23 protein-coding genes and 1 tRNA gene are annotated in these 25,840 nt (G+C 70.0%); 19 read left to right on the top strand and 5 right to left on the bottom strand.

The window, feature by feature from the left end; translation table 11 throughout:
* The first annotated feature begins 188 nt into the window (after nt 1–188).
* Nucleotides 189–2,537, top strand: a complete 2,349-nt coding sequence (locus ACWICD_RS13295) for an Rne/Rng family ribonuclease (protein ID WP_454140437.1) — start codon at nt 189–191, stop codon at nt 2,535–2,537.
* 8 nt (nt 2,538–2,545) lie between these two features.
* On the opposite strand, the gene ACWICD_RS13290 is transcribed toward ACWICD_RS13295, so the two are convergent.
* Nucleotides 2,546–2,818, bottom strand: a complete 273-nt coding sequence (locus ACWICD_RS13290; RefSeq protein WP_454140436.1) for a DUF4031 domain-containing protein — start codon at nt 2,816–2,818, stop codon at nt 2,546–2,548.
* A 199-nt stretch (nt 2,819–3,017) separates the two neighbouring features.
* On the opposite strand from ACWICD_RS13290, the gene rplU reads away from it, so the two are divergent.
* The 16 genes from rplU to ACWICD_RS13210 all read left to right on the top strand — a co-directional run bounded on the left by rplU (nt 3,018) and on the right by ACWICD_RS13210 (nt 18,379).
* On the top strand, nt 3,018–3,326 hold the full coding sequence (rplU, locus tag ACWICD_RS13285) for a 50S ribosomal protein L21 (RefSeq protein ID WP_376128968.1): 309 nt from the start codon (nt 3,018–3,020) through the stop codon (nt 3,324–3,326).
* Nucleotides 3,327–3,346: 20 nt separating this feature from the next.
* Nucleotides 3,347–3,610, top strand: coding sequence for a 50S ribosomal protein L27 (gene rpmA / locus ACWICD_RS13280; RefSeq protein WP_376128966.1), 264 nt, complete (start codon nt 3,347–3,349; stop codon nt 3,608–3,610).
* A gap of 101 nt (nt 3,611–3,711) precedes the next feature.
* On the top strand, nt 3,712–5,220 hold the full coding sequence (gene obgE / locus ACWICD_RS13275; protein WP_454140435.1) for a GTPase ObgE: 1,509 nt from the start codon (nt 3,712–3,714) through the stop codon (nt 5,218–5,220).
* Nucleotides 5,217–6,047 (top strand): glutamate 5-kinase, encoded by an 831-nt coding sequence (gene proB, locus ACWICD_RS13270; RefSeq protein WP_454140434.1) that lies wholly within the window; start codon nt 5,217–5,219, stop codon nt 6,045–6,047. Before obgE ends, proB begins: the two co-directional genes overlap by 4 nt.
* Before the next feature lie 4 nt (nt 6,048–6,051).
* Nucleotides 6,052–7,311: a glutamate-5-semialdehyde dehydrogenase gene (locus ACWICD_RS13265; protein ID WP_376128960.1), complete on the top strand. Its 1,260-nt coding sequence runs from the start codon at nt 6,052–6,054 to the stop codon at nt 7,309–7,311.
* A 61-nt stretch (nt 7,312–7,372) separates the two neighbouring features.
* The gene (locus tag ACWICD_RS13260; protein WP_376128958.1) at nt 7,373–7,600 is read left to right on the top strand and encodes a hypothetical protein; all 228 of its coding nucleotides are present in this window, start codon (nt 7,373–7,375) and stop codon (nt 7,598–7,600) included.
* Between the two features lie 12 nt (nt 7,601–7,612).
* Nucleotides 7,613–8,209 carry a nicotinate-nucleotide adenylyltransferase gene (gene nadD / locus ACWICD_RS13255; protein WP_376128956.1) on the top strand — a complete coding sequence of 199 codons (597 nt, stop codon included), beginning with the start codon at nt 7,613–7,615 and terminating at the stop codon, nt 8,207–8,209.
* Nucleotides 8,206–9,432: a hypothetical protein gene (locus ACWICD_RS13250; protein ID WP_454140433.1), complete on the top strand. Its 1,227-nt coding sequence runs from the start codon at nt 8,206–8,208 to the stop codon at nt 9,430–9,432. Before nadD ends, ACWICD_RS13250 begins: the two co-directional genes overlap by 4 nt.
* The gene (rsfS, locus tag ACWICD_RS13245) at nt 9,432–9,809 is read left to right on the top strand and encodes a ribosome silencing factor (protein ID WP_376128953.1); all 378 of its coding nucleotides are present in this window, start codon (nt 9,432–9,434) and stop codon (nt 9,807–9,809) included. Before ACWICD_RS13250 ends, rsfS begins: the two co-directional genes overlap by 1 nt.
* A gap of 69 nt (nt 9,810–9,878) precedes the next feature.
* Nucleotides 9,879–9,951 (top strand) — tRNA-Ala (locus tag ACWICD_RS13240).
* Nucleotides 9,952–10,045: 94 nt separating this feature from the next.
* Nucleotides 10,046–10,888, top strand: coding sequence for a universal stress protein (locus ACWICD_RS13235; RefSeq protein ID WP_454140432.1), 843 nt, complete (start codon nt 10,046–10,048; stop codon nt 10,886–10,888).
* A gap of 105 nt (nt 10,889–10,993) precedes the next feature.
* Nucleotides 10,994–12,211: a PucR family transcriptional regulator gene (locus tag ACWICD_RS13230; RefSeq protein WP_376128936.1), complete on the top strand. Its 1,218-nt coding sequence runs from the start codon at nt 10,994–10,996 to the stop codon at nt 12,209–12,211.
* A gap of 216 nt (nt 12,212–12,427) precedes the next feature.
* Nucleotides 12,428–13,561: a hypothetical protein gene (locus ACWICD_RS13225; protein WP_454140431.1), complete on the top strand. Its 1,134-nt coding sequence runs from the start codon at nt 12,428–12,430 to the stop codon at nt 13,559–13,561.
* A gap of 46 nt (nt 13,562–13,607) precedes the next feature.
* The gene (locus ACWICD_RS13220) at nt 13,608–15,929 is read left to right on the top strand and encodes a Xaa-Pro dipeptidyl-peptidase (protein WP_454140430.1); all 2,322 of its coding nucleotides are present in this window, start codon (nt 13,608–13,610) and stop codon (nt 15,927–15,929) included.
* Between the two features lie 98 nt (nt 15,930–16,027).
* Nucleotides 16,028–17,149: a PQQ-dependent sugar dehydrogenase gene (locus tag ACWICD_RS13215; protein WP_376128930.1), complete on the top strand. Its 1,122-nt coding sequence runs from the start codon at nt 16,028–16,030 to the stop codon at nt 17,147–17,149.
* A gap of 42 nt (nt 17,150–17,191) precedes the next feature.
* Nucleotides 17,192–18,379, top strand: coding sequence for a glycoside hydrolase family 3 N-terminal domain-containing protein (locus tag ACWICD_RS13210; protein WP_454140429.1), 1,188 nt, complete (start codon nt 17,192–17,194; stop codon nt 18,377–18,379).
* Here the strand turns inward: ACWICD_RS13210 and ACWICD_RS13205 are convergent, their stop codons facing one another.
* Genes ACWICD_RS13205 through ACWICD_RS13190 form a run of 4 tightly spaced genes read right to left on the bottom strand, consistent with a single transcriptional unit; the run spans nt 18,380 to nt 21,760 of the window.
* Nucleotides 18,380–19,255, bottom strand: a complete 876-nt coding sequence (locus ACWICD_RS13205; protein ID WP_376128926.1) for a 3-methyladenine DNA glycosylase — start codon at nt 19,253–19,255, stop codon at nt 18,380–18,382. It abuts the gene before it with no gap.
* Between the two features lie 23 nt (nt 19,256–19,278).
* A complete protein-coding gene (locus tag ACWICD_RS13200) occupies nt 19,279–19,998 on the bottom strand; it encodes an SOS response-associated peptidase (RefSeq protein ID WP_376128924.1) in 720 nt (239 codons plus the stop codon).
* Between the two features lie 9 nt (nt 19,999–20,007).
* Entirely contained in the window at nt 20,008–21,057 is a 1,050-nt protein-coding gene (locus ACWICD_RS13195; protein ID WP_376128923.1) for an App1 family protein, read from the bottom strand.
* A gap of 4 nt (nt 21,058–21,061) precedes the next feature.
* Nucleotides 21,062–21,760 carry a DedA family protein gene (locus tag ACWICD_RS13190; RefSeq protein ID WP_454140428.1) on the bottom strand — a complete coding sequence of 233 codons (699 nt, stop codon included), beginning with the start codon at nt 21,758–21,760 and terminating at the stop codon, nt 21,062–21,064.
* A gap of 41 nt (nt 21,761–21,801) precedes the next feature.
* On the opposite strand from ACWICD_RS13190, the gene pabB reads away from it, so the two are divergent.
* Nucleotides 21,802–23,103, top strand: coding sequence for an aminodeoxychorismate synthase component I (gene pabB / locus ACWICD_RS13185; RefSeq protein WP_454140427.1), 1,302 nt, complete (start codon nt 21,802–21,804; stop codon nt 23,101–23,103).
* Between the two features lie 71 nt (nt 23,104–23,174).
* On the top strand, nt 23,175–25,754 hold the full coding sequence (gene leuS / locus ACWICD_RS13180) for a leucine--tRNA ligase (protein WP_454140426.1): 2,580 nt from the start codon (nt 23,175–23,177) through the stop codon (nt 25,752–25,754).
* Nucleotides 25,755–25,840 lie beyond the last annotated feature (86 nt).

Below are 25,840 nucleotides of genomic sequence, written 5' to 3'. Positions count from 1 at the left end.
TAATGATGCGGATGCGCCGCGGCCGCGCCGCCACCGCATCATCGAAGACTTCAGGGCGATGACAGCCCTTCGCAGCCTGGGCGCACAGCCGGCTGCAGACCGAGTGAGTTCGCGGCACCGCAGGTGCGGCACCGCACGAGATTTCGCCGGGCGACGCGCGGTGTCGCCCCGCAGGGAGTACGCCAGTGATGGCTGATGACAGCACCTCAGAACACCCCGACGGCGACGAATCGAGCGCCCCGACGACGACGGAGACCGCTCCGCCTGACGTGACCGGCCTTCCGGTCGCACTCGAGGGGCCCGACATCGACGTGCCGACCGATGCCGAGCCGCCGCCCGCCGTCGTTGCGGCCGGTGACGACGCGGACCCCGCCAGCGAGGCGCCCACCGGCGACGCCGGCGCACCCGCGTCGGACGAGTCCGACGACGGGTCGGATTCGCCGGAGACCGGCGGCGCGGTCGCGGACGAGCCGGAGCAGTCCGGCCCCGTCACGGCCGTCTCGCTCGGCCTGCTGCCCGAGACCTTCGTCTCCGCGGTGTCGACGGCGCTGCACTTCTACGCGCCCGAGATCGTGCCTCTGCCGGCCCTGCCGGACGAGCGTCCGCACCACGACGACCAGTCGTCGTCGAGCTCCCGTCGGCGTGGGCGTCGCCGCGGGGGAGACCCGCGCGACGACGAGCAGGCCGAACACCCCGCGCCGCACCGTCAGCGTGCCGTCGAGCTCATCACCGAGCCTCAGCGCATCAAGGGTTCCACCCGTCTCGAAGCGAAGAAGCAGCGTCGTCGTGACGGCCGCGAAGCGGGTCGCCGCCGCGCGGTCGTGACCGAGGCCGAGTTCCTCGCCCGCCGCGAGGCGGTCGACCGCGAGATGATCGTGCGATCGAAGAACGGCCGCGTGCAGATCGCGGTGCTCGAGGACAACGTGCTCGTCGAGCACTATGTCGCGCGCAACCAGGACGCATCCCTCATCGGCAACGTCTACCTCGGTCGCGTGCAGAACGTGCTGCCGAGCATGGAAGCGGCATTCGTCGACATCGGTCGCGGACGCAACGCCGTGCTGTACTCGGGCGAGGTCGACTGGGATGCCGTCGAGACCGGCAACCAGCCGCGCCGTATCGAGCTCGCGCTCAAGAGCGGCGACAAGGTTCTCGTGCAGGTCACGAAGGACCCCGTGGGCCACAAGGGTGCACGCCTCACGAGCCAGATCTCGCTGCCCGGCCGCTACCTCGTGTACGTTCCCGGCGGCGCGATGAACGGCATCTCGCGCAAGCTGCCCGACACCGAGCGGGCCCGCCTGAAGAAGATCCTCAAGGAAGTCCTGCCGGAGTCCTCGGGCGTGATCGTGCGCACGGCGGCCGAGGGCGCGACCGAAGAGCAGCTCACCCGCGACGTGCAGCGCCTCACGAACCAGTGGGAGCACGTCTCACGGCAGATCGATTCGATCCAGGCGCCGGCCCTGCTGCATTCGGAGCCCGATCTGCTGGTGAAGATCGTCCGCGACGTCTTCAACGAGGACTTCACGCGCATGCTCATCCAGGGGGATGAGGCGTACGCGACGATCACGAAGTACCTCGAGTCGGTCGCGCCCGACCTGCTCGACCGTGTCGAGGCGTACGAAGACGATGTCGACCCGTTCGACGCGCACCGCATCACCGAGCAGATCGAGAAGGCTCTCGATCGCAAGGTCTGGCTGCCGTCGGGCGGATCTCTCGTCATCGACCGCACCGAGGCGATGACGGTCGTCGACGTCAACACCGGAAAGTTCGTCGGCTCGGGCGGCAACCTCGAAGAGACCGTCACGAAGAACAACCTCGAAGCCGCCGAAGAGATCGTCCGTCAGCTGCGCTTGCGCGACATCGGCGGCATCATCGTGATCGACTTCATCGACATGGTGCTCGAATCCAACCGCGACCTCGTCCTGCGCCGTCTCGTCGAGTGCCTGAGTCGCGACCGCACGAAGCACCAGGTGGCCGAGGTCACGTCGCTCGGCCTCGTGCAGATGACGCGCAAGAAGCTGGGCCTCGGACTGCTGGAGACTTTCAGCGAGGCGTGCGATGTGTGCGCCGGTCGCGGCGTCATCGTGCACCACGACCCCGTCGTCAAGCACCGCGGCACGACAGGCGGCGCATCGGGCGGACGTCGCTCGCGCGGCGGCTCGAACCCGCCGGCCGGCTCGAACGGCACGCATGTCATCACGGAAGGCGCGAAGTCCGCGCTCGCGCAGATCGCGGCGTCGACGATCCATCACCCCGACGAGCCGGCCGAACAGGCGCCGATCGCGGAGGCTCCCGTCGAGCGGCCGAAGAAGCAGCGCAAGAAGCGGCAGGACTCCGCCGCCAAGAACGCGGGCCCCGCAAAGAACGCCAACGCGTCCAAGACCGAGAAGGACCTTCTTCTCGATTCGGTTCTGAGTGCGCTTCCCGAGCCCAAGGCTCCGGGACAGGGACGGTCACGCCGTCGTGTCACGACGGCTGCGCTGACGGGGACTCCCGTCGCGCCGACGACAGCGCCCGCGAAGCCCGCGTCAGAGGACTGAGCCGTGTGTCACAGCCCGCGCCGCTCGCGGGCTGTGACACGCAGGCCCGACGCGATCAGGCGCCGCACCAGTTCGCGACCGCCGACGTGCTCGGCACCGGCGGCGACGAGCCGGGCATGGCTTTCGGCGGGCACGTCGTAGTGGTCGAGGTCGAATCCGCGGCGCGGGATGCCGTTCGCCGCGGCGAACTCGTGCAGTTCCGTCAGATCGGCGTCGCTCACCAGATGCGCCCACAGCCTCCCGTGAGCGGGCCAGACCGGGTCATCGAGGAGGATCGCCACGACGAGAGCCTAAGCGCGACAGGCCGAGAGGCCGCGCTTTTGCGGCAGATCGCGGCATCCGGTAAAGTATCCCTTTGGTGCGTCCCATGTCGCACGCCTCCCGGCGTGCTTCGACAGCTCGGCCGCGGCTCAGCAGTCCGCACCAAGACTTTCCAGTCTCAATCGGAGCATCGTGCTCCCAGACGAAATCAGGTGTGAAGTGGTTTACGCAGTTGTGCGAGCCGGTGGCCGGCAGGAGAAGGTGGAGGTCGGCACGATCGTCGTCCTCGACCGTCAGGCTGCCTCGATCGGCGACAAGATCGAACTTCCGGCCGTCCTCCTCGTCGACGGCGATGCCGTGACGAGCGACGCCGACAAGCTCGCCAAGGTCACGGTCACGGCCGAGGTTCTCGGTGAGCTTCGCGGACCGAAGATCGTCATCCAGAAGTTCAAGAACAAGACCGGCTACAAGAAGCGCCAGGGCCACCGTCAGGACCTCACGCGCGTCAAGATCACCGGCATCAAGTAAGTCCAGGAAGAGACGCAGAGATGGCACACAAAAAGGGCGCAAGCTCCACCCGCAACGGTCGTGACTCCAACGCACAGCGCCTCGGCGTGAAGCGCTTCGGCGGCCAGACCGTCAACGCCGGCGAGATCCTCGTCCGCCAGCGCGGCACGCACTTCCACCCCGGCGCAGGCGTCGGTCGCGGTGGTGACGACACGCTGTTCGCCCTCGAGGCAGGCGCGGTCCAGTTCGGTCAGAAGGGCGGCCGCAAGGTCGTCAACATCGTCGCCGCCGCAGCGGCGGAGTGACCTCGGCAGGTTTCGGCTACCGACGGTAGTAGACCTTCAGCGAAAAGGGGCGGGCTCTGGCTCGCCCCTTTTCGCATACCTCAGACAGATAGGAGACGCAGATGGTCACGTTCGTGGATCGAGTGACGCTGCACCTGCGCGCCGGCAAAGGCGGCAACGGCTGCGTCTCGGTACGTCGCGAGAAGTTCAAGCCACTGGCCGGACCCGACGGCGGCAACGGCGGTCAGGGCGGAGACATCGTCCTCGTCGCCGACCCGCAAGTCACGACGCTGCTGTCGTACCACCACTCGCCGCACCGTTCCGGTGGCAACGGCGGCTTCGGCATGGGCGACAACCGCTCCGGTGCCGCCGGCGAACCCGTCGAGCTGCTGGTCCCGGTCGGCACGGTCGTGAAGGATGCCACGGGCGAGCCGCTCGTCGACATGATCGAGCCGGGCATGCGCTTCGTCGTGGCCCCTGGTGGGCTCGGCGGCCTCGGCAATGCGGCACTGGCCTCGCCCAAGCGAAAGGCCCCCGGTTTCGCGCTGCTGGGCACCCCCGGCTGGGAGGGCGATGTCCAGCTCGAGCTCAAGACGGTCGCCGATGTGGCGCTCGTCGGCTTCCCGTCGGCGGGCAAGTCGAGCCTGATCGCCGCGGTATCGGCAGCGCGGCCCAAGATCGCGGACTACCCGTTCACGACGCTGCATCCCAATCTCGGTGTCGTGCAGGCGGGCGACATGCGCTACACCGTCGCCGACGTGCCCGGTCTCATCGAGGGGGCGAGCGAGGGCAAGGGCCTGGGCCTGGAGTTCCTGCGCCACGTCGAGCGCTGCACGGCGCTCGTGCACGTGCTGGACTGCGCGACGCTCGACCCCGGTCGTGACCCGCTCAGCGACCTCGACGTGATCCTCGAAGAACTCGCCGCGTATCCCGTGCCCGACGGGCAGACTCCGTTGCTCGATCGGCCTCAGCTCGTCGCTCTGAACAAGATCGACGTGCCCGAGGCCAGGGATCTGGCAGCGCTCGTGCGGCCCGAGCTCGAAGAGCGCGGCTTCCGCGTCTTCGACATCTCGACCGTCAGCCACGAGGGCCTGCGGCCGCTCACCTTCGCGCTCGGCGAGATCATCGCGCAGCACCGCGCCGAACTGGCCGCCGTGCCCGTCCCCGAGCGCATCGTGATCCGCCCCAAGGGCGCCGTCAAGGAGTTCGTCGTCCGCGTCGAAGGCGGCACGTACGGCAACGTCTACCGCATCCTGGGAGAGAAGCCCGTCAAGTGGGTGCAGCAGACCGACTTCCAGAACGAAGAGGCCGTCGGCTATCTCGCCGACCGACTCGATCGACTCGGTGTCGAAGACGAGCTCTTCCGCGCGGGTGCGACACCCGGTGCGACGGTCGTGATCGGCGAGGGCGACGGCGTCGTCTTCGACTGGCAGCCGTCGCTCAGTTCGGCCGCCGAGCTCATGACTGCCCCCCGCGGCATGGATCCGCGCCTCGACGACAACGCTCGGCGCACGACCGCTCAGCGTCGCGAGCGCTACCACGAGCGCATGGACGCGAAGGCGGCCGCCCGGGCCGAGCTCGACGCGGAACGGATCGCAGATCGGCAGCGTGACACCGGAGAAGCCGAATGACCGCACGCGATCGCGCGGACATCCCCGGTGCACGACGTGTCATCGTCAAGGTCGGCTCGTCGTCGATCAGCGGCGCGCACGCGTCACGCATCCAACCCCTCGTCGCCGCTCTCGCGAAAGCGCACGGCCGCGGCACCGAGGTCGTCCTCGTCTCGTCGGGTGCGATCGCGACCGGCATGCCGTTCCTCTCGATCGAGGAACGTCCGAGTGACCTCGCGACGCAGCAGGCGGCGGCCGCGGTCGGCCAGAACGTGCTGATCTATCGCTATCAGCAGGCGCTGCACCCGTTCGGCATCGTCGCGGGACAGGTGCTGCTCACGGCGGGAGACCTCGAGAACCCCACGCCGCGTTCGAATGCGCGCCGAGCCATGGAACGACTGCTCGGCCTGCGCATCCTGCCCGTCGTCAACGAGAACGACACGGTCGCCACGCAGGAGATCCGCTTCGGCGATAACGACCGGCTCGCGGCCCTGGTCGCCGACCTCATCGGAGCCGATGCGCTGGTGCTGCTCAGCGACATCGAATGCCTGTATACGCGCCCGCCCGACGAGCCCGGCGCCCGCCCGATCGACCGTGTCGCCTTCGGCGAGGACCTCGGCGGCTTCGAGTTCGGCTCCACCGTCGTCAACAGCGTCGGAACGGGCGGTGCGGCGACCAAGGTCTCGGCGGCACGCCGGGCCGCGGCATCCGGGATCGGCGTCCTCGTGACCCGCACCGATCTCGTCGACCGCGCCCTCGCGGGCGATGCGGTCGGCACCTGGTTCGACCCCAACCCCGACCCCGTCGCGCCCGTCGCCACGGGCCCCGTCCGCACGTCGATAGGCTGAGCGGATGACGACCACCGCCGCGACGGCGCGCGATCGGATGCTGCGCGCCAAAGACGCCTCACGCTCCATCGCGCTGCTGAGCGATGAGAGCAAGCGCGCGGCGCTGCTTGCGATCGCCGACGGCATCGACTCCGCGGCATCCACCGTCATCGCCGCCAACGCGCAGGACATCGAGCGCGGACGCGCCGGGGGACTGTCGACGGCACTGCAGGACCGCCTCACGCTCGATCAAGCCCGCGTCTCGGCGCTCGCGGACGCGGTGCGCGAGATCGCGGAGCTGCCCGACCCGGTGGGCAGGATCCTCGACGAGCGCACGCTGGCCAACGGCGTCGCGCTGACGAAGGTGACGGTGCCGTTCGGCGTCGTGGGCGCCATCTACGAGGCGCGCCCCAACGTCACGGTGGACATCGCCGCGCTCGCCCTGCGCTCGGGCAACGCCGTCGTCCTGCGCGGCGGCACCGCCGCTGAGCGCACGAACGCCGAACTCGTGCGGGTCATGCGCGCCGCGCTCGGCGAGCAGGGGCTCGACCCCGAGGCCATCCAGACCGTCGACGAGTTCGGCCGGGACGGCGCCCGCGACCTCATGCAGGCGCGCGGCCTCGTCGACGTGCTCGTGCCGCGCGGCAGCGCTCAGCTCATCGAGACCGTCGTGACCGAATCGACCGTGCCCGTCATCGAGACAGGAGCCGGCGTCGTCCACATCGTGCTCGATGCCTCGGCGCCCCTGGATTGGGCGCGCGACATCGTCGTGAACGCCAAGGTGCAGCGGCCGAGCGTGTGCAACGCGGTCGAGACGGTGCTCGTGCACCGCGCCGCCGCCGACCGCGTCGTGGCACCTCTCGTCGCCGCCCTGCGCGAGCACGGCGTCGTCGTGCACGGTGACGAGGAGGTCGGCGCACGGGCATCCGATGTCGTTCCGGCGGCGGACGAGGACTGGTCGACGGAGTACCTGAGTCTCGACGTCTCGATGCGGATCGTCGACGACCTCGACGCCGCGCTCGCGCACATCCGGCAGTATTCGACGCATCACACCGAGTCGATCATCACGACCGACGAGGCCAACGCGGAGCGCTTCCTCGCCGAGGTCGACTCCGCCGTCGTCATGGCCAACGCCTCGACGCGGTTCACCGACGGGGGCGAATTCGGCTTCGGCGCCGAGGTCGGCATCTCGACGCAGAAACTCCACGCACGCGGCCCCATGGGCCTCGCAGAACTGACGAGCTCGAAGTGGCTCGCGCGCGGCTCAGGACAAGTACGCGCCTGACCGCCTAAACTGGAGCCGCGCTGTGCCACAGGCGCGGAGACACCCTCGAAACGGAGCCGGAATGACCATCGCCACGCTGCTCGCCTTTGCCGCCGAAGAGGCGGACCACGGGAACGTGGCCCTCGAGACCGTCGGGTACGGCATCGTCTCGATCGTCGTCTTCGCCTCGCTCGGTCTGGTGACCCTCTCGTACCGCAACGTGGCGAACCGTCACTCCGCCAAGGCCGCCGCGTACGCGAAGGCGCACGCCGACGACGTCCAGCACGCAGGGCACGGACACGGCCACTGAGGCCGAAACCGCATGACGGTTGCGCGCCCCCCGCGGATCGGGGTCATGGGCGGGACGTTCGATCCCATCCACCACGGACACCTCGTCGCCGCGAGCGAGGTCGCGCAGTCATTCGATCTTGATGAGGTCGTCTTCGTTCCCACGGGACACCCGTGGCAGAAGGAAGGCGTCACGCACGGCGAGGACCGCTATCTGATGACCGTCATCGCGACGGCGTCGAATCCGCGCTTCACCGTGAGCCGCGTCGACATCGACCGCGACGGACCGACCTACACGATCGACACGCTGCGGGAGCTGCAGGCCGAGCGTCCCGGAGCCGAGCTCTTCTTCATCACCGGCGCCGACGCCATAGCGCAGATTCTCAGTTGGAGGGACCATGATGAACTGTGGGATCTCGCCCACTTCGTCGCGGTCTCCCGCCCCGGCCACGTCCTGACCACCGACGGACTCCCGACCGACGGCGTCAGTCAGCTCGAGATCCCGGCCCTCTCGATCTCGTCGACGGACTGCCGGGAACGCGTGCGGAGCGGGAATCCCGTGTGGTACCTCGTTCCCGACGGGGTCGTTCAATACATTGCAAAGCACCACCTGTACCGGAGCGAGGCATGAGCACACCCGAGCAGCCGAACACCCCTCCGCTGACCCGCAAGCAGCTGCGCGAAATGCGCAACACGGGGGCGACGCCCATCGTGACGACGGATGCTGCACCAGCGGAGCCCGCCGAATCGATTCCGGTCGCACCCGCACCGCTTCCGCGGCCCGCGGAGCCGGTCGCGGTGCCCGCGCCGCCCGTCGACGATTCGTCGGTCGACCTCGACGCCGTACCGCTGACCCGGCGCCAGGCGCGCCAGCAGGAGCGGATCCGCACGGCTTCGGTGCCCGTCATCACGCCCGAGCTCGCGGCCGCCCACGCGGCATCCATCGCTGCCGTTGCACCCATCTCGACCGTGCCGCAGAGCGACGAGCGCGCAGATGACGACGTCGACGCGCTGCGCAGCATGTTCGCGCCCGCCGACGAGCACGAGCCGGACGACGTCGTCGAGGCCGAGTCAGAGGTGGTCGTCGAGGCCGAATCGGAGGACGTCGTCGAGGCCGAATCGGAGGATGTCGTCGAGGCCGAGCCCGGCGATGGCACCGCTGACGACGTCGCATCCGACCTCGTCGCGTCCGAGGTGGACGACAGCGGCGATCTCACCGACGACTCGGTGGAGATCGACGACCAGATCGACGAAGTCGCACCCGCTGACGTCGCCGAGACCGACGTCGAAGCCGAGCCCGAAGCCGATGTCGAGGGCGCGCAGGCCGAAGCCAGCTCGCGTGAGGACACGACCGCCGAGCGCATCGTCAATCCTGCACTCGGCGCGGGTGTGATCGCCGGCGAACCCGTGCAGCTCGATCTTCCCCCGTCGTTCGATCAGCTTCTCGCGCGCGGAGCGACCGGCGCCGTGGGCACACCCAACGCCCTGATCCTGTCGCAGACGACGGGGGAGCTGCCCATGGTCGCGCCCGTCACCGCGACGGGTGACGTGCTCGTCACGGGCACCTTCACACTCCCCGAGGGCCTCGGCTCGACGGGGCATGCGCGCGGCACGACCGACGGCAAAGAGCTCGACGCCGTCCTTCTCGACGGCGAATTGCCGGCGCACTCGTCGCCGACGCCGATCGCCGCGAGCGCGGCCGTCAGCACCATCAAGCCTGCCGGCGAAGTCATCCGGCCGCCCGTACCCGAGAAGGGCAGCCGCCTCATGATGTGGCTCGCGATCACGGCGGGCGTGCTCTTCGCCGCCGTCGCCGGGCTCCTCATCGTCGCCGTCCTGACGGGGCTCCTGTGATGGCCGCGGGTGCGCAGTCGCACGAGATGCTCGCGGTCGCCGCTGCTGCGGCCGATGCGAAGGGAGGCGAGGACCTCGTCGCGATCGATGTGTCGCAGCCGCTCCCGCTCGTCGATGTCTTCCTCCTCGTGACCGGACGCAACGAGCGGAACGTCGCTGCGATCGCCGACGAGATCGAGGACAAGCTGCTCGAGGCCGGTCACAAGCGGCTGCGCCGCGAGGGCCGCCAGGAGTCCCGCTGGGTGCTGCTGGACTTCGGTGATCTCGTGGTGCACGTCTTCCACGAGCAGGAGCGCGTGTTCTACGGTCTGGAACGTCTGTGGAAGGACTGCCCGGTCGTTCCCGTCGCGCTGCCGAAGCCCCAAACGGGCGAGTGACGCGGTCAGAAGACACCTCCGCCGTGTAGTAGCATTGTCGAGTTGCCTGGAGCGATCGAGGCAGTGTCAGGGCCTGTGGCGCAGCTGGTAGCGCACCTGCATGGCATGCAGGGGGTCAGGGGTTCGAGTCCCCTCAGGTCCACCGAAATGAAGGCACCCCGAACGGGGTGCCTTCGTCGTTTACGGCAGTATCGCGCCACTACAGTGAGGACTGAAGCGCACGCGAAGGAGACGACATGAGCAGCACGATCGTGGTGGGTGTCACGGGGGCTCCGGCCGCTCGACGAGCCGTCGATTGGGCGGTCGCCCGGGCGGCAGCGCGTCAGCAGCGTGTCGAGCTCCTCGGCGTCGTCGGCGGTGCGGTCGGCGCAGTGGGCGAGGGCGCTGTGCTCGACGCGGCCACTGCCGCGACCCGCGAACTGCTCGAGGCTGAAAAGGCGCGGGTGGCGGCATCCGGTGTCGATGTCTCGACCCGCATCGAGGTCGGCGATCCCGTTGCGACCCTCGTCGAGGCGACGGCAGGGGCCGATCTGCTCGTGATCGGCAGCGACTACCGCGGTCCGGGTGACGGACCCGCACGCGGCGTGCACGGAATCCGTGTCGTCGCGGGATCCGCGTGCCCCGTCGCGGTCGTGCCCGACATCGATCCCGCAGAGCGGCGCGGCGTCGTGGTCGGCATCGACGGGTCGCCCGTCTCCGAGTCAGCCGTCGCATTCGCGGCTGCAGAGGCCGACCGGCTGGGCGAGCCGCTCATCGCCGTCTGCGCTTGGACGCCCCTCGCGTCGCCGCGCAACGCCCTCATGGTGCTGCCCGAGGAGTACCGCGCGAGCATGGAGCAGCTCGCGCGCGAGCGGCTCGCGCTCGCCCTCGCGGGTCTGCGCGGGCAGTACCCGGGACTCGAGATCGACGCGCGCGTGGCACAGGGTTTCCCCTCCGACGTCATCAACGACCTGGCCGCCGATGCGCAGATCGCCGTCGTCGGTTCCCGCGGCAGAGGCGCCCTGCGCCGCTTCCTGCTCGGCTCGATCAGCCACGAGGTTCTGCAGCGTCTGGCGACGGTGACCATCGTCGCTCGCTGACGGCAGTTGCACTTTCCCGCCAGGACATGAGAATGTGCTCATGTGGTCGCGTGGATGCGACCTCACCAGCAACGGCACTCCCTGCCCGACCCGAGCGGAGTCCACATGATCGTTCCCGACCTCGTCAACCAAGTCGCGCACGTGCTCAGGCGTCCGGCGGTGCTCGAAGACACGCGCCAGCGCATGATCGCCTTCAGCCCGCAGGATGACCGGATCGACCCGGTGCGCGAAGCGACGATCCTGCGACAGCAAGCAGGCTCCGACGTCAGCGATTGGCTGCGTCGCGTAGGGGCCTTCAAGACCGATCGCGCCGTGCACGTGCCCGCGAACGGTGACCTGGAGATGCTGCCGAGACTGCTCGTGCCGGTGCGCTCCGACGGCGAACGTCTCGGGCACTTGTGGTTCATCGAGGCGCCCGACCAGCTGACGGCGGACCAGGTGTCCGTGGCATCCGAATTCGCGACTCGCATCGGTCGCGCGTGGCGGCAGGCGGAGACGGCGATGCAGGACGGCTCTGCAGAGCGGGCGGACCGCTCGATGCGGCTGCTCACCGGCTCGACGAAGATGCGCACCCGCACGGCCCGCGAGATCGTCGGCCGTGGGCACACCTGGAATCAGGGGAGCGTGCGCGTCCTCGTGCTGGCGCTGCAGGGAACCGAGCGCAAGGCGGAACCCTCCGAGGCGCTGCGCAGAGAACTGCGGGCCTCCGCGCTCGGCGCGCTTCGCGCGGTCGGCGGCGCTGGGCTGCACGGATCGATCGGGCAGCAGGGGATCGTCATCCTGACCGGAGGGGCCGGGGCCGACGACGACGCCGTCCAGGAAGCCGCCGAGAGATTCCTCACGATCGCCGAATCGCGCCTGCCGGATGTTCCCGGAGCGGGTCAGGTCGTCGTCGGCACGGGCACGCCCGTCGAGACGCTCGTGCACGCGCGCGCGAGCTACCGCGAAGCGCGGCACGCCATCGAGCTCGGAGCGGCGTTCGGGTTGCAGGAGCGGGTGCTCGCGTGGCCGAAGCTCGGGATCTACCGGGTGCTGCACACGAGCGCACAGAACGGTCTGCGCGCCGAGGGACTGCAGCCCCGACTCGACGAACTGCGCACGCAGCGCGACGGCGCCGTGTTGCTGGAGACCCTGGACTGCTACCTCACGACGGGCGGCCAGGTCCAAGAGGCCGCCGCGAGACTGAACCTGCATCGCAGCTCGCTCTACCACCGGCTCGCCCGCATCGAGAAGGTGCTGCGCACCGACCTGCAGGACGGCGCGCAGCGGCTCAACCTGCACGCGTCGCTGCTGCTTCTGCGGCTGGAGTCCTCGCCGCTCTGACCCATCTCCCGCGAGACTGCAACGGCGGGCCGAGACTGCGGGGTCTACCCACGGTTTCGGCGCCCCGATGCGGTCTCGCGGTCTGGGGCGACATTTGTCGCGCGGAGTAGGGTCATCTTCGGACGGCCGCATGATGAGGTCGAGACCGTCACCACCTACCATTACCGAAGACTGGGCGCCGTTGTCGCGCGCGCCAGCGGATGCAGGAGTACCCACGTGAGAAACGTCGCCGCCCGGCTCGGGGCGATCGTCAGTACGCTCGTGCTCGGCCTGGGCCTTGCGGCCGTGTCAGCGCCGGCCGCCACCGCGGCGGACGACGTCACGACTTGGGCGGTCCAGCCCTCGTCCGCCGAGGGGCCGGACGGACGCGACGCCTTCGTCTACACGCTCTCTCCCGGCGAGACGGTGACCGACTACATCGGCGTCTCGAACCTGGGGACGACACCCCTCAACCTGCGGGTCTACGCGATGGATGCCGCCATGACGGCCGACGGCGCCTTCACGCTGCCGCCCGCGGACACCCCCTCGACCGATGTCGGCACCTGGGTCGGGTTCAACGGCGACGGCGTCTTCACCGTCGAGCCGGGGACGCGCATCGACGTGCCCTTCCGCCTGACGGTGTCACCCACGGCATCGCCCGGAGATCACGCGGGCGGGATCGTCGCGTCGGTCGTCGAACTCGCCGGCGGCGGCGACGGCGAGCAGCAGGTCGCGGTCGATCGCCGCGTCGGCGCACGCGTCTACGTCAACGTCCCGGGCGATCAGCTTCCGGCGGTGGACGTGTCGAACGTCTCGATCGCCTACTCGGCGTCGCCCATCTTCGCGTCGGGCCCGGCGACGGTCTCGTTCGACGTGACCAACGACGGCAACATGCGCGTGGGGGGCCCTGCCACGATCGAGATCACCGGCCCCTTCGGGCTGTCGCTCGATGCGGTCCACGAGATCGAGGTGCCCGAGATTCTGCCGGGCGCGACCGTGACCCTCAGCGCCGAGCTGGAGGATGTGCCGCCCGCACTCCTGCTCTTCGCGACGGTCACCCTCGAGCCCATGATGTCCGGCGCGGCAGCCGACGTCGATGGCGAGCATTCGGCGACCGGGATGGCCTGGGCCGTGCCGTGGCTGCTCATCGTCGCGCTCGTGATCGTCATCGCGATCATCGTGCTCGTCTGGCTGCGCGGCCGTCGTCTGCGCCAGCGCCTCGCTGCGGCAGAAGCGGCCGCAGCCGAAGCCACGGCGGCATCCGCTGCGCGCGAATCCGTGACCGAGCCGAGCGGCACCGCCGCCGGTCCGACGGAGGTCGCGCTCGAGCGCGACCTCCCCGAGTCCGATGAACCTGCTCGCTCCAGCTGACGCGAGCACACCCGCCTCTCACCCGATGAAAAGGAGAAGCAGTAACATGCAACATTCCACCAAGGCCACGGCGCGACGTCGCGCTCTGGCCGTAGGGATCGCGGTTCCCGCGGTCGCCTGCAGCCTGGTGTTGGCGGCCAACCCCGCGAACGCCGACACCGCGACGACGCCCACGTTCGTCGACGGGATGGCACAGGCGGTCTTCACGACCGACCGCAACGCCTGGATCCGCGAAGAAGCGTGGGTCGAGAGCGAGATCGACTCCGACGGAGACGGCAAGCTCGACCTCATCCACATCGACGTGACGCGCGTTCCCGAGACCGCCAATGGCCTCAAGGTTCCCGTCGTCTTCGAGATCAGCCCGTACTACGCCGGCGGCGGCGCCGTCGAGAACTGGTCCGTCGACCACGAGCTCGGCGCTCCTCCGACCTCGAAGCCGGGCTTCCCCGCGCCGCGGGAACCCCGCACCAGCCCGAAGATCTCCTCGAGCCACGAGGCGACCTGGGTTCCGCGCGGCTTCGCCGTCGTGCACGCCGAGGGCATGGGCTCCGGCTTCTCGGAAGGCTGCCCCACGACGGGCGGTGTCAACGAGACGCTCGCCGGCAAGGCCGTCGTCGACTGGCTGAACGGCCGGGCGAAGGGCTACACGAGCATGGACCGCTCGCAGCAGGTCACCGCTGACTGGACCACCGGCAGCGTCGGCATGATGGGCACCTCGTACAACGGAACGCTCCCGACCGCCGTCGCCACGACCGGTGTCGAAGGCCTCGACGCGATCGTCCCGATCGCGGCGATCTCGAACTGGTACGAGTACTACCGCTCGGACGGCGCCGTGCGCGCTCCCGGCGGCTACCAGGGTGAAGACGCCGACGTGCTCGCCGACTACGTGCACACGCGTCCCGACCAGGCCACCTGCCAGCCCGTCATCGACCAGATCCGCGCCGAACAGGACCGCGTCACGGGTGACTACAACGAGTTCTGGGACGAGCGGAACTACCTGAACGACGTCGACAAGATCAAGGCGGCGACGCTCGTGACGCACGGTCTGAACGACCGCAACGTCATGATGACGAACGCGTCCGACCTGTACACGGCGCTCAAGAAGACCAGCACGCCGCACCAGATCTACCTGCACCAGGGTGGTCACACCAGCACCCTGCCCGCGGACATCGTGAACCGCTGGTTCACCCGCTATCTGTTCAAGCACGAGAACGGCGTCGAGAGCATGCCGAAGGCGACGGTGCAGCGCGAGGATCGCGTCAACACGCCGTACGCCAACTGGCCCGACGTGGCCGCGGCCGACGTGACGCTGAACTTCCACGCGGCCGATGTCGCGAACGGTGTGGGAACGCTGGCCTTCGGCACGGAGCGCGACGCCGTCACCGAGACGATCATCGACGACGCATCGCTGCGCACGCAGGCGCTGGCTGCAGCCGCTGAGTCGCCGAACCGCCTCGTCTACCAGACGAACGCTCTGACGGACTCGGTCCGTTTCTCGGGCACGCCCCGCGTGTCGCTCGACATGGCGGTGGACCGCGAGAAGGCGAACCTCTCCGCCGCTCTCGTGGAGTACCCGGCGAACGGTGCACCGAAGATCATCACGCGCGGTTGGATGGACGTGCAGAACCGCGAGTCCGCTGCGCGCACCGACGCGATCGTGCCCGGTGAGTTCAACCAGTTCACCTTCGCGTTCGAGCCGCACGACTACGTGTTCCCGGCCGGATCGAAGATCGGCGTCGTCGTGACGTCGTCGGACAACGAGTTCACCGTGCGCCCCGCGCCCGGCACGAAGCTGACCGTCGACCCCTCGGGTTCGTCGCTCACGCTGCCGGTCGTCGGCGGTGCGCAGGAGCTGCTCGCCCGCCTCGGCGCCAGCGGACCCGGCACCGACCACCAGGTCATCACGACCGAGGTCGAGCAGGGCACGCTCTCGCTCACCGTCACCAGTGACGAGCCCGTCGTGCTCGAGTCGGTAGCCCTCACGGGTATCGACCAGACCACGACCGGCGCGCTGCACCCCGTCGACGTCCTCGATGCGCGCGGCACCGCCGCGGGCTGGGACCTGACGGCGCAGATGTCCGACTTCACGAGCGGAACCGGCAGCATCCTGGGTGAGAACCTCGGATGGACCCCGAACGCGCGTGCGGCGGACAGCGACCTGCCCACCGACGGCTCGCAGAACTCGGTCGTCACCCCGGGTGCACCGGCTGCTCCGGGAACCGGCATCGGCGACTCGGCGACGCTCTGCGCCTCCGCCGCAGGACACAGCGCGGGTTCGTTCACGTGCGGTGCTGACCTCGTGCTCGGCGTGCCGGGCTCGACCCGGGTCGGCACGTACTCGGGCGTTCTGACGCTGACGCTCATCTGAGCCATCGGACGGGTGGTGCGCGGCGGCGAGTCCGCCCGCACCACCCGTTCGTGTTTCCGGACCTTGCGTCGGCGGCGCGTCTGCATGAGCCTGGACATATGCCTCACCGCCGATCCGCCGTGCTCGTCGCGGTGATCGCGCTGGCTCTGGCCGCATCCGGGTGCACCGCCGACAGCCCCTCGCCGCGTCCGACATCCGCCCCTGCGGACACGCCGACTCCGGAGGCAACGATGGCGCCGGCCGGGGCCTGGCGCGTTGCCGATGAACCCGAAACGCTCACGGAGGGCCTTTCGGCGCCCTGGTCCGTCGCGCCGCTCCCCGGGGGCGGCGCTCTCATCTCGGAACGCGATTCGGGCACGATCCTCGAGCTCACGCCGACGGGCGATCTGCGCGAGGCGGGACAGGTGCCGGGGGTCGTCGCCGACGTCGAATCCGGCCTCCACGGGCTCGCCCTGCTCGAGGCCGACGACGCGACGTGGCTGTACGCCTACCACGGCACCGACGCCGACAACCGCGTGATCCGGATGCCACTGCTCGGCCCCGAAGGAGCACTCGAGCTCGGCGCGGGCGAGGTGATCCTCAGCGGCATCCCGCGCGCGACGACGCACAACGGGGGACGCCTGGCCTTCGGCCCGGACGGTTACCTCTACGTCACGACGGGTGACGCGCAGTACGGCGACGGCGCCCAGGACCCGGACTATCTCGGCGGCAAGATCCTGCGGGTGACGCCGGACGGACGGGCCGCGCCCGGCAATCCGTTCGACTCGGTCGTCTGGTCTTCCGGGCACCGCAACGTGCAGGGCATCGCGTGGGCCCCGGACGGCACGATGTGGGCGAGCGAGTTCGGTCAGAACACCTGGGACGAACTCAACCGCATCGAACCCGGAGGCAATTACGGGTGGCCACTCGTCGAGGGCGACAGCACCGACGCGGAGTTCATCGCCCCGGTCGCCGTCTGGGCCACCGCCGACGCGAGTCCGAGTGGCATCGCCGTCGTCGGCGAGACGGTGTTCATCGCGGGACTGCGCGGCGCGCGGCTGCTCTTCCACGATGCGACGACGGGCGAGACGGGCGTCGCACTGACCGGCCAGGGCCGCCTGCGCGACGTCGTCGCCGCGCCCGACGGCACCCTGTGGGTGCTCACGAACAACACCGACGGCCGCGGTCAGCCCGACGCCGGCGACGATCGGCTGCTGCGTCTCACGCTGGTCGAGAGATAGAGGCCGTCTGGGCGGATGAGCCGGCGCGCTTATGCTGGCCGGATGACTCGCCATCGCCCGCTCCTGGCCGCGCTGCTGTGCCTCGGTGCACTCGTGGCGCCGTCTGCTCCGGCGGTGGCAGACACGGGCGCTGAGAAGCCGCTGGTCGTCGTACGCGCGGCGACGCCCGAAGACGACGCGGCGCGTGCGGCTGCCCTGCGGGATTCGCTGTCGCTGCGTGAGCGGGCTGCGACGGTCGTGATGGGACATATCCCGACGACGGATGCCGCGGCGGTGAGCGCGTACGTCGCGTCGACGGGCGTCGGCGGCTTCATCCTGATGGGCTCGAACATTCCGGCCACCGAGGCCGAGCTGCAGAGTCTGACGGCGGCGATGACCGTCGATCCGGCGCTGCCGCCCCTGCTCGCGATCGATCAGGAGGGCGGAGACGTCACACGCCTGCCGTGGGATGACTTCGCCTCGGCCATCGTGCTTAAGGACCGTCCCGTCGACGAGGCGCGGGACGCCTTCGCGGGCCGCGCCGCACTCGTGCAGCGTGCGGGCATCGCGGTCAACTTCGGGATCGTCGCCGATGTCACGAGCGACCCGGGGATGTTCATCCACCGACGGGCGCTCGGCACGACGTCTGCCGCGGGCGCGGAGCGCGTCGCCGCGGCGGTCGAGGGCGAGCACGGCACCGTGCTCTCCACGCTCAAGCACTTCCCGGGGCACGGGGCGGCGCCCGGCGATTCGCACGCCGGCATCCCCTCGACCGACATGCCCGCCGACCTGTGGCGCGCGACGGCGGGGGAGCCGTTCGCCGCGGGAATCGACACGGGCGCCGAGCTGCTCATGTTCGGCCACCTCGCCTACACGGCCGTCGACGCTGCACCGGCGACCCTGTCGCCCGAGTGGCATCGCATCGCCCGCGAGGATCTCGGGTTCGACGGCGTCATCGTCACCGACGACCTCGGCATGCTGCAGGCCTCGGGAGACCCCGCCTACGCCGATCCCGTCGCGAACGCGGTGGCTGCTCTCGCCGCCGGGAACGACATGGTGCTCGCCGTCATGTTCTCGACGGCCGATTCGGCGACCCTCATCATCGACGGCATTGTGACGGCGGTGGAGTCGGGGGCGCTGCCCGCCTCGCGGCTGGACGACGCTGCCGCCCGCGTGCTCGAGCTGCGGTTGCAGCTCGCGGCAGACGGGCGGGGCCTGCTGCCGTGCACGGAGTGCGCACCGGCCGAGTGATCAGCCGGGCTCGACGACGTCGAGCAGGCGGGCGCGCAGTGCCTGCCCGCGCGCGGCGAACGCACGCTGCGCACGCACGTAGGTCGCCTTGCCCTCCGCCGTTTCGATCGGAACGGGCGAATACCCCCACGCCGCGAGGTCGTACGGTGAAGCCCGCATGTCGAGCGTGCGGATGTCGCGGGCGAGCTCGAACGCGTCGAGCAGCAGATCACCGGGCACGAGCGGCCCCAGCTTCACGGCCCACTTGTAGAGGTCCATGCCGGCGTGCAGGCAGCCGGGCTGCTCGAGGGCCGCCTGCGTCGCGCGCGTCGGCTGCTCGCGGTTGAGCGGTACCGCCGCGGGCGTGAAGAAGCGGAACGCGTCGGCGTGCGTGCACCGCAGCTCGGCCGCCTCGACGACGGCGTCGGTCTCGGCCTGCCCGAGCCGCAGAGGTTCGGGGTGGCGGTGCTCGCCCTGGCGGTAGACCATCGCCCACTCGTGCAATCCGAAGCAGCCGAAGCCCGCGGGGCGAGCCGCGGTCGCGCCGAGAATCGCGGCGATGCCGGCCAGGAGCGACCCCCGGTCGGCGCGGAACGCGGCCGAATCGACCGTCAGCGATCCCGGGTCGCCGCCCGCGGCGTACCAGCGCCACGTCGCGCGCGGCTCAGCCGCGGCATCCGCCAGCTCGATCCCCGCTCCGGGGTGCCACCGCCGCAGCACGGCCGGCTTGTACGAGTAGTACGTGAAGAGGAAGTCCTCGACGGGATGCCGCTCACCGCGGCGCGCGCGCTGCCGGTGCGCCGCCGTCAGCGCGTCGGCGCGCTCTTCGTGCCGCGTCTGGGCCGCACGCCACGCGTCGACGTCGAGGACGGTGCGGGATGCGGCGAGCGTGGACACCGTTCGAGGATAGGCGCCGCGGCTCAGGATGCCTCGTCGACCGGCTCGATGAGCGCGGGGGAGTCGTTGCGCACGTTGCCCACAGCGGTCGACACGACGTGGTCGTCGAGCGTCTCTGCGACGGCCGGTGCGGCGTCGATCGCGGCGTCGAGCACATCGCGGACGTTGTCGGTGTCGGTGTCGAGCCAGGCGTCGGCGTGGTCGGCGTCGACGAACAGCGGCATGCGGTCGTGGATCGACCCGAGCCGCCCGATCGAGTCGCGCGTCAGGATCGTGAAGCTCAGGAGCCACCGGCTCGGGTCGTCGTCGGCCTTCGCGGGGTCCTTCCACCACTCGTACAGACCCGCGAAGAAGAGCGGCGAACCGTCGGCGGGGTGGATGTAGTGCGGGACCTTCGCGCCGTCGGCGCTCTTCCACTCGAAATAGCCGGATGCCGGCACGACGGCTCGTCGTCGCTGCAGCGCCGTGCGGAACATGGGTTTGTCTTCGAGCTCTTCGGCACGTGCGTTGAACGCGCGGGAGCCGATCTTCGGATCCTTCGCCCACCCCGGCACGAGTCCCCAGCGGGCGGGCTCGAGCCGGCGCGTCGGCGGGTCGGTCTTGCTGGAGTCCAGCACGATCCCGACCGTGCTCGTCGGAGCGATGTTGTAGGACGGCGGCGGCAGGTCATCGCCCGCGACGTCGACGCGCAGGACGCCCACGAGCTCCGAACCGGCACTGGCCACGACGAATCGTCCGCACATGGCGCCAGCCTACGTCGGGGGGCAGACGTCGATGACGCCGACTTCTTCGAGTCTCTCGAGCAGTCCCGCGCCGTCGTTGTCTGCGACCCAGGGGATCCCGGCCGCGGAGTGGTCGTTGACGGCGGTGCGACCGCCCGCGAGAACCGCTTCCGCGGGGGTGAGCCGCCGGATGGCGACAGCGACGACGTTGCCGGGGTGCTCGCTCGTGAACGTCGTATACAGGTCATCGTCGTGCTGGCCGTCATCGCCGATGAGGAGCCACCGCACCTGGGGGAACTCCTGCGCGAGCCGGCGCAGGTTCGTCTCTTTGTGCGCCCTGCCGCTGCGGAACCACCGGTCGTGCGTGGGGCCCCAGTCGGTGAGCAGCATCGCCCCGGGCGGGAAGACATGGCGCCGCAGGAACCGGATCAGGGTCGGTGCGATGTTCCATGCCCCCGTCGACAGGTACACGACCGGCGCGCCGGGGTGATCGCGCACGACCCGCTCCAGCAGCACCGCCATGCCGGGAACCGGCTGGCGGGCGTGCTCGTTGACGACGAACGAGTTCCACGCCGCCACCAGGGGGCGCGGCAGCGCCGTCACCATGACGGTGTCGTCGACGTCGGAGACGACGCCGAAGCGCACGTCGGGTCCCACGATGAACACGCGCGTCTCGATGGGCTCGCTGCCCTCGACCGACATCGTGAAGGTCTGCCATCCCGGCTCGAGCGTCGCGGGCAGCCGGGTGTCGATGACTCCGCCGCGATCGGCGACGACCTCGTGGGTCACACCGGCGATCGTGACGCTCACCTGCGCGTAGCCCACGGGCACGGCGGCGAAGCTGCGCCAACCCCGCACACCGGCGTACTCGCCGGGGTTGCGCGGCTTGACGGGGGGGACGATGAGGACCCGACCGAGTACGCGGATCCAGCCGACGCCGCCGTACCCGGGGAACGGCGTGACGGTCGGCGTGAGGCCGCGTGCGCGCACACGGCGTTCGCGCCACGTGTGCAGACGGTGCTCGAGTCGGGCCAGCCACAGCACCTTCGTGGGCGCCGGGGCCTCGGAGTTCTCGGGCATCCCCTCAGTCTTTCACGTCGTCCGTGTCGATCCTGGACGGCTCGGCGTCGGCGTCGCTGTCGACCGACGGCGTCAGGTGGCGTCGTTCGGAGCGCACGATGATCCTCTTGACGAGCACGACGGCGAGCAGGAAGAGCACGATGATGCCGACGAAGATGTATGCGGCGAAGTGCAGCTGGTCCGCGAGAGCCCGGTAGCCTCCGGCGGCGGCGGCCGAAACCGAGATGTAGGCGGTCGACCAGATGATGCAGGCGGGGGTCGTCCAGGCGAGGAAGCGGCGATACGAGTACTCGCTCATGCCGACGGTGAGCGGCACGAGCGAGTGCAGGACGGGGAGGAATCGCGAAAGGAAGATCGCCGGACCGCCGCGGCGCTGTAGATAGCGCTCGGAACGATCCCAGTTGTCCCGGCCGATCCACCGGCCCACGCGCGAGTCGCGGATCTTCGGTCCCAGCAGCCGCCCGAGCCAGAACCCGATGCTCTCGCCGATGAGCGCTCCGATCACGACGACGACGACGAGGACGGCGCCCTCGGCGAAACCACCCACCGCGGTGCCGGCGACGATCACGATGGTGTCCCCGGGGACCACGAGGCCCACCAGCACGCTCGTCTCGAGCATGATCGCGATGCCGGCGATGACGGCACGCACGACGGGATCCACGCTCTGAACAGTGTCCAGCAGCCACGTCAGGATCTCGTTCACCCCACGAGCCTAAAGCGCACGCATCGTCCTAGCCTGGGAACATGACGCAGTCTCTCCCGCCGGTCGCCCTGCCGCGCTGGATGGACCCGTCGACGGCGTTCGCGTACTTCGCGCGGCGCCATACCGACGTGTTCTGGCTCGACGCCGGTCCCACCGCGGATTCGGGATGGAGCTGGGTCGGCGTCGGCGACCGTGAGACGGACGTGGAGCGCGTGCGTGCGGTCCGGTGCGGCGGGCCGGCCGAACCGCCGGTGGGCGGTCCGTTCCAGGGGGGCTGGGTCGGCTGGCTCGGCTACGAGGATGCCGCGGGCCGGGCCGGCGCGCCCGTCTCGGCCGATGACGGCACGACTCCGCCCGAGGCGTGGCTGCGCGTGCGTCGCTTCGTCGCGTTCGATCACACCGCGCGCCGCGCGTGGGTGTTCTCGCACGCGGGGGAGCGTGACGCGCTCGTCGCGGGTCTCCTCGGCGCCGCGCCCGCCCCGTCCCCTGCCGCGGCGCCCGACCTGGGGCCGGCACGCGTCCGTCACAGCCCGCGTGAGTACGCGCGCCTGATCCAGCGCTGCCGTGATGCGATCCGGGCGGGGGACGCCTACCAGCTCTGCCTCACGACGCGGTTCGATGTCGCAGCATCCGTCGATCCCGGCATGGTGTTCCGGCGACTGCGCGACGCGACGCCCGCACACCACGGCGGCCTCGTGCTCACCGGTGGGCACGCTCTCGCGAGCGCGAGCCCTGAACGCTTCCTCGAGGTGAGCGGGGGCCGCGTGCGTACGCGGCCCATCAAGGGCACGCGCCCCCGCGGCCTCGACGCCGCCACCGACGCGGCTCTCGCACGCGAGCTTCGTGAAAGCGAGAAGGAGCGAGCCGAGAACGTCATGATCGTCGACCTCATGCGAAACGACCTGTCTCGCGTCTGCGAACCGGGTTCGGTGGGCGTGGACGGTCTCCTCGAGGTGGAGTCGTACCCCGCCGTGCACCAGCTCGTCAGCGCCGTGTCGGGGCGACTGCGCGAGGACTCGACCGTGGGAGAGCTGCTCGCGGCGACCTTTCCCGCCGGCAGCATGACCGGTGCGCCGAAGCTGTCGGCCATGACGATCCTGCACGGGCTCGAGGGCGCGCCGCGCGGGGTCTTCTCGGGCGCCTTCGGCTGGGTCGGCGACGACGGGGCCCTCGACCTCGCGATGGTCATCCGGTCGGTCGTCGTGCATCCCGGCGGAGCGTACGTCGGGGCCGGCGGGGGCATCACGTGGCGGTCGGATGCCGCCGACGAGGTCGCCGAGGTGGGCATCAAAGCCCGCGGTCCGCTTGCCGCCCTCGGGGCGCATCTGCCGCACGGCTGGTGAAGCAGGGGTCGGCTAATCTGGAGGGTGGCGCTCCTGCGCTTCGCCCGGCATCCCATGATTGGTGTTTCTCCGTGAGTCAGACCCTGCCCCCCGACACCACGGCCGACAGCGGCGCCTACGACCCGCACGCCGTCCAGCGCAAGTGGCAGGCACGGTGGGAAGAGCAGGATCCGTTCCGCGCGGGCGGTGAAGAGGACACCCGGCCGCGCAAGTACGTGCTCGCGATGTTCCCCTACCCGTCGGGCGATCTGCACATGGGGCACGCCGAGAACTATCTCTACTCCGACATCGTCGCCCGCTCGTGGCGTCACCGCGGCTACAACGTGCTCAACCCCATCGGGTGGGACTCGTTCGGTCTGCCCGCCGAGAACGCCGCCATCAAGCGCGGCGCCGACCCGCGTGAGTGGACGTACGCCAACATCGCGCAGCAGCGGGCCGGGTTCCACGCCTACGGGGTGTCGTTCGACTGGAATCGCGTGCTGCACACGAGCGATCCCGACTACTACCGCTGGAACCAGTGGCTGTTCCAGCTGCTGCACGAGAAGGGCCTCGCGTACCGCAAGCAGAGCCCCGTCAACTGGTGCCCCAACGACCAGACCGTGCTCGCGAACGAGCAGGTCGTCGACGGCCGGTGCGAGCGCTGCGGCGCCGAGGTGGTCAAGAAGAAGCTGACGCAGTGGTACTTCAAGATCACCGACTACGCCGACCGCCTGCTCGATGACCTGAACCAGCTCGAAGGATTCTGGCCGCACAAGGTGCTGCAGATGCAGCGCAACTGGATCGGCCGCTCGGTGGGCACCGACATCGAGTTCGAGATCGAGGGGCGCGACGAGCGCGTCACGGTCTTCACGACGCGCCCCGACACGCTGCACGGCGCGACCTTCTTCGTCGTCGCCCCCGACAGCGACCTGGCCGCCGAGCTCGTCGCCGACGCCGATGCCGACGTGCGGTCGCGCTTCCAGGACTACCTCGCCACGGTGCAGAAGCAGACCGACATCGAGCGGCAGAGCACGGACCGCCCCAAGACCGGCGTCTTCCTCGGGCGCCACGCGATCAACCCCATCAACGGCGAGCGACTGCCGATCTGGGCCGCGGACTACGTCCTGGCCGATTACGGTCACGGCGCGGTCATGGCCGTGCCCGCGCACGACCAGCGCGATCTCGATTTCGCCCGCGCCTTCGACCTGCCGGTGCGCGTCGTCGTCGACACGACGGCCCCCGTCACGGGGTCGATCCCGGTCATCGAACTCGATGACGAGGGTGTCCCGATCGATCCCGGCACGGATGCGGCATCCCTCGAGGATCCGGCGCAGACCGGGGTCGCCCTGACGGGTGAGGGCCGCCTCATCAACTCCGGCTCGCTCGACGGCATGTCCAAGCGCAACGCCATCGCGCGCGTCACGGAAGAACTCGAGGCGAAGGGTCTCGGCCGCGCCACGAAGTCCTACCGTCTTCGTGACTGGCTCATCTCGCGTCAGCGGTTCTGGGGCACCCCGATCCCGATGGTCCACACGGCCGACGGTCGCATCGAGCCGGTTCCCGCCGACCAGCTGCCGCTCGTCCTGCCCGACGCGCACGGCCTGGATCTGTCCCCGAAAGGCACGTCCCCCCTCGGCGGCGCGACCGAGTGGATGCAGACCGTCGACCCCGTGACGGGCGAGCCGGCGCTGCGCGACCCGGACACGATGGACACGTTCGTCGACAGCTCGTGGTACTTCCTGCGCTTCCTCAACCCCGGCGACCCCGATCAGGCGTTCTCGCGCGACCAGGCGGACCGCTGGGCACCGGTGGACTTCTACATCGGCGGCGTCGAGCACGCGATCCTGCACCTGCTGTACGCCCGGTTCATCACGAAGGTGCTCTTCGACTTCGGCTATGTCGACTTCACCGAGCCGTTCTCGTCGCTCATCAACCAGGGCATGGTGATCCTGGGCGGCGCGAAGATGTCCAAGAGCAAGGGCAACCTCGTGCTGTTCTCGGACGAGCTCGAGGCGCACGGCGCCGATGCCTTGCGCGTCGCACTCGCCTTCGCGGGACCCGTCGAAGACGACAAGGACTGGGACGACGTCTCGACGACGGGAGCGGCGAAGTTCCTGGCGCGCGCGTGGCGCGTCGCGCACGACGTCACGAGCGCACCGGATGCCGTGTGGGCCGACGGCGACGCGGCGCTTCGCCGCGTCACCCACCGGCTGCTGTCGGATGCGCCGGGGCTCATCGAGCAGACGAAGTTCAACGTCGTCGTCGCGCGGCTCATGGAGCTCGTCAACGCGACGCGCAAGACGATCGATTCGGGCGCCGGCGCCGCCGACCCCGCTGTGCGGGAGGCCGCCGAGGCGACGGCCATGATCCTCGACCTGTTCGCGCCGCACACGGCCGAAGAGATGTGGGAGATGCTCGGCAACGATTCGTTCGTCGGCGTCGTGCCGTGGCGTCAGGCCGACCCGGCGCTGCTCGTCGAGGAGTCCGTCACCGCCATCGTGCAGATCGACGGCAAGGTGCGCGCGACGCTCGACGTGCCCGCGCGTATCTCCGGCGACGACCTCGAGGCGCTCGCCCGGGGAGACGAGCGGGTGCTGCGCTCGCTCGGCGATCGCGAGATCGTGCGCGCGATCGTGCGCGCACCGAAGGTCGTGAGCTTCAGCACGCGCTGACCGGCTCCTCCCCAGGCGGGTACGGCCCGCGGCAGCACACGGATCGGAATGCCCGTCGTCACGAGCGGCCTCGCCCGCCCTAGCGT

Source organism: Microbacterium sp. NPDC055357 (assembly GCF_053644835.1).
This window is presented reverse-complemented; position numbering and strand designations above follow the sequence as displayed.

What these genes read in the sequence shown, in the direction of transcription:
- ACWICD_RS13295 (WP_454140437.1), top strand. Translation starts at nt 189, where the DNA reads ATGGCTGATGACAGCACCTCAGAACACCCCGACGGCGACGAATCGAGC.
- rpmA (WP_376128966.1), top strand. Translation starts at nt 3,347, where the DNA reads ATGGCACACAAAAAGGGCGCAAGCTCCACCCGCAACGGTCGTGACTCC.
- obgE (WP_454140435.1), top strand. Translation starts at nt 3,712, where the DNA reads ATGGTCACGTTCGTGGATCGAGTGACGCTGCACCTGCGCGCCGGCAAA.
- proB (WP_454140434.1), top strand. Translation starts at nt 5,217, where the DNA reads ATGACCGCACGCGATCGCGCGGACATCCCCGGTGCACGACGTGTCATC.
- ACWICD_RS13265 (WP_376128960.1), top strand. Translation starts at nt 6,052, where the DNA reads ATGACGACCACCGCCGCGACGGCGCGCGATCGGATGCTGCGCGCCAAA.
- ACWICD_RS13260 (WP_376128958.1), top strand. Translation starts at nt 7,373, where the DNA reads ATGACCATCGCCACGCTGCTCGCCTTTGCCGCCGAAGAGGCGGACCAC.
- nadD (WP_376128956.1), top strand. Translation starts at nt 7,613, where the DNA reads ATGACGGTTGCGCGCCCCCCGCGGATCGGGGTCATGGGCGGGACGTTC.
- ACWICD_RS13250 (WP_454140433.1), top strand. Translation starts at nt 8,206, where the DNA reads ATGAGCACACCCGAGCAGCCGAACACCCCTCCGCTGACCCGCAAGCAG.
- rsfS (WP_376128953.1), top strand. Translation starts at nt 9,432, where the DNA reads ATGGCCGCGGGTGCGCAGTCGCACGAGATGCTCGCGGTCGCCGCTGCT.
- ACWICD_RS13235 (WP_454140432.1), top strand. Translation starts at nt 10,046, where the DNA reads ATGAGCAGCACGATCGTGGTGGGTGTCACGGGGGCTCCGGCCGCTCGA.
- ACWICD_RS13230 (WP_376128936.1), top strand. Translation starts at nt 10,994, where the DNA reads ATGATCGTTCCCGACCTCGTCAACCAAGTCGCGCACGTGCTCAGGCGT.
- ACWICD_RS13220 (WP_454140430.1), top strand. Translation starts at nt 13,608, where the DNA reads ATGCAACATTCCACCAAGGCCACGGCGCGACGTCGCGCTCTGGCCGTA.
- ACWICD_RS13215 (WP_376128930.1), top strand. Translation starts at nt 16,028, where the DNA reads ATGCCTCACCGCCGATCCGCCGTGCTCGTCGCGGTGATCGCGCTGGCT.
- ACWICD_RS13210 (WP_454140429.1), top strand. Translation starts at nt 17,192, where the DNA reads ATGACTCGCCATCGCCCGCTCCTGGCCGCGCTGCTGTGCCTCGGTGCA.
- ACWICD_RS13200 (WP_376128924.1), bottom strand. Translation starts at nt 19,998, where the DNA reads ATGTGCGGACGATTCGTCGTGGCCAGTGCCGGTTCGGAGCTCGTGGGC.
- ACWICD_RS13195 (WP_376128923.1), bottom strand. Translation starts at nt 21,057, where the DNA reads ATGCCCGAGAACTCCGAGGCCCCGGCGCCCACGAAGGTGCTGTGGCTG.
- pabB (WP_454140427.1), top strand. Translation starts at nt 21,802, where the DNA reads ATGACGCAGTCTCTCCCGCCGGTCGCCCTGCCGCGCTGGATGGACCCG.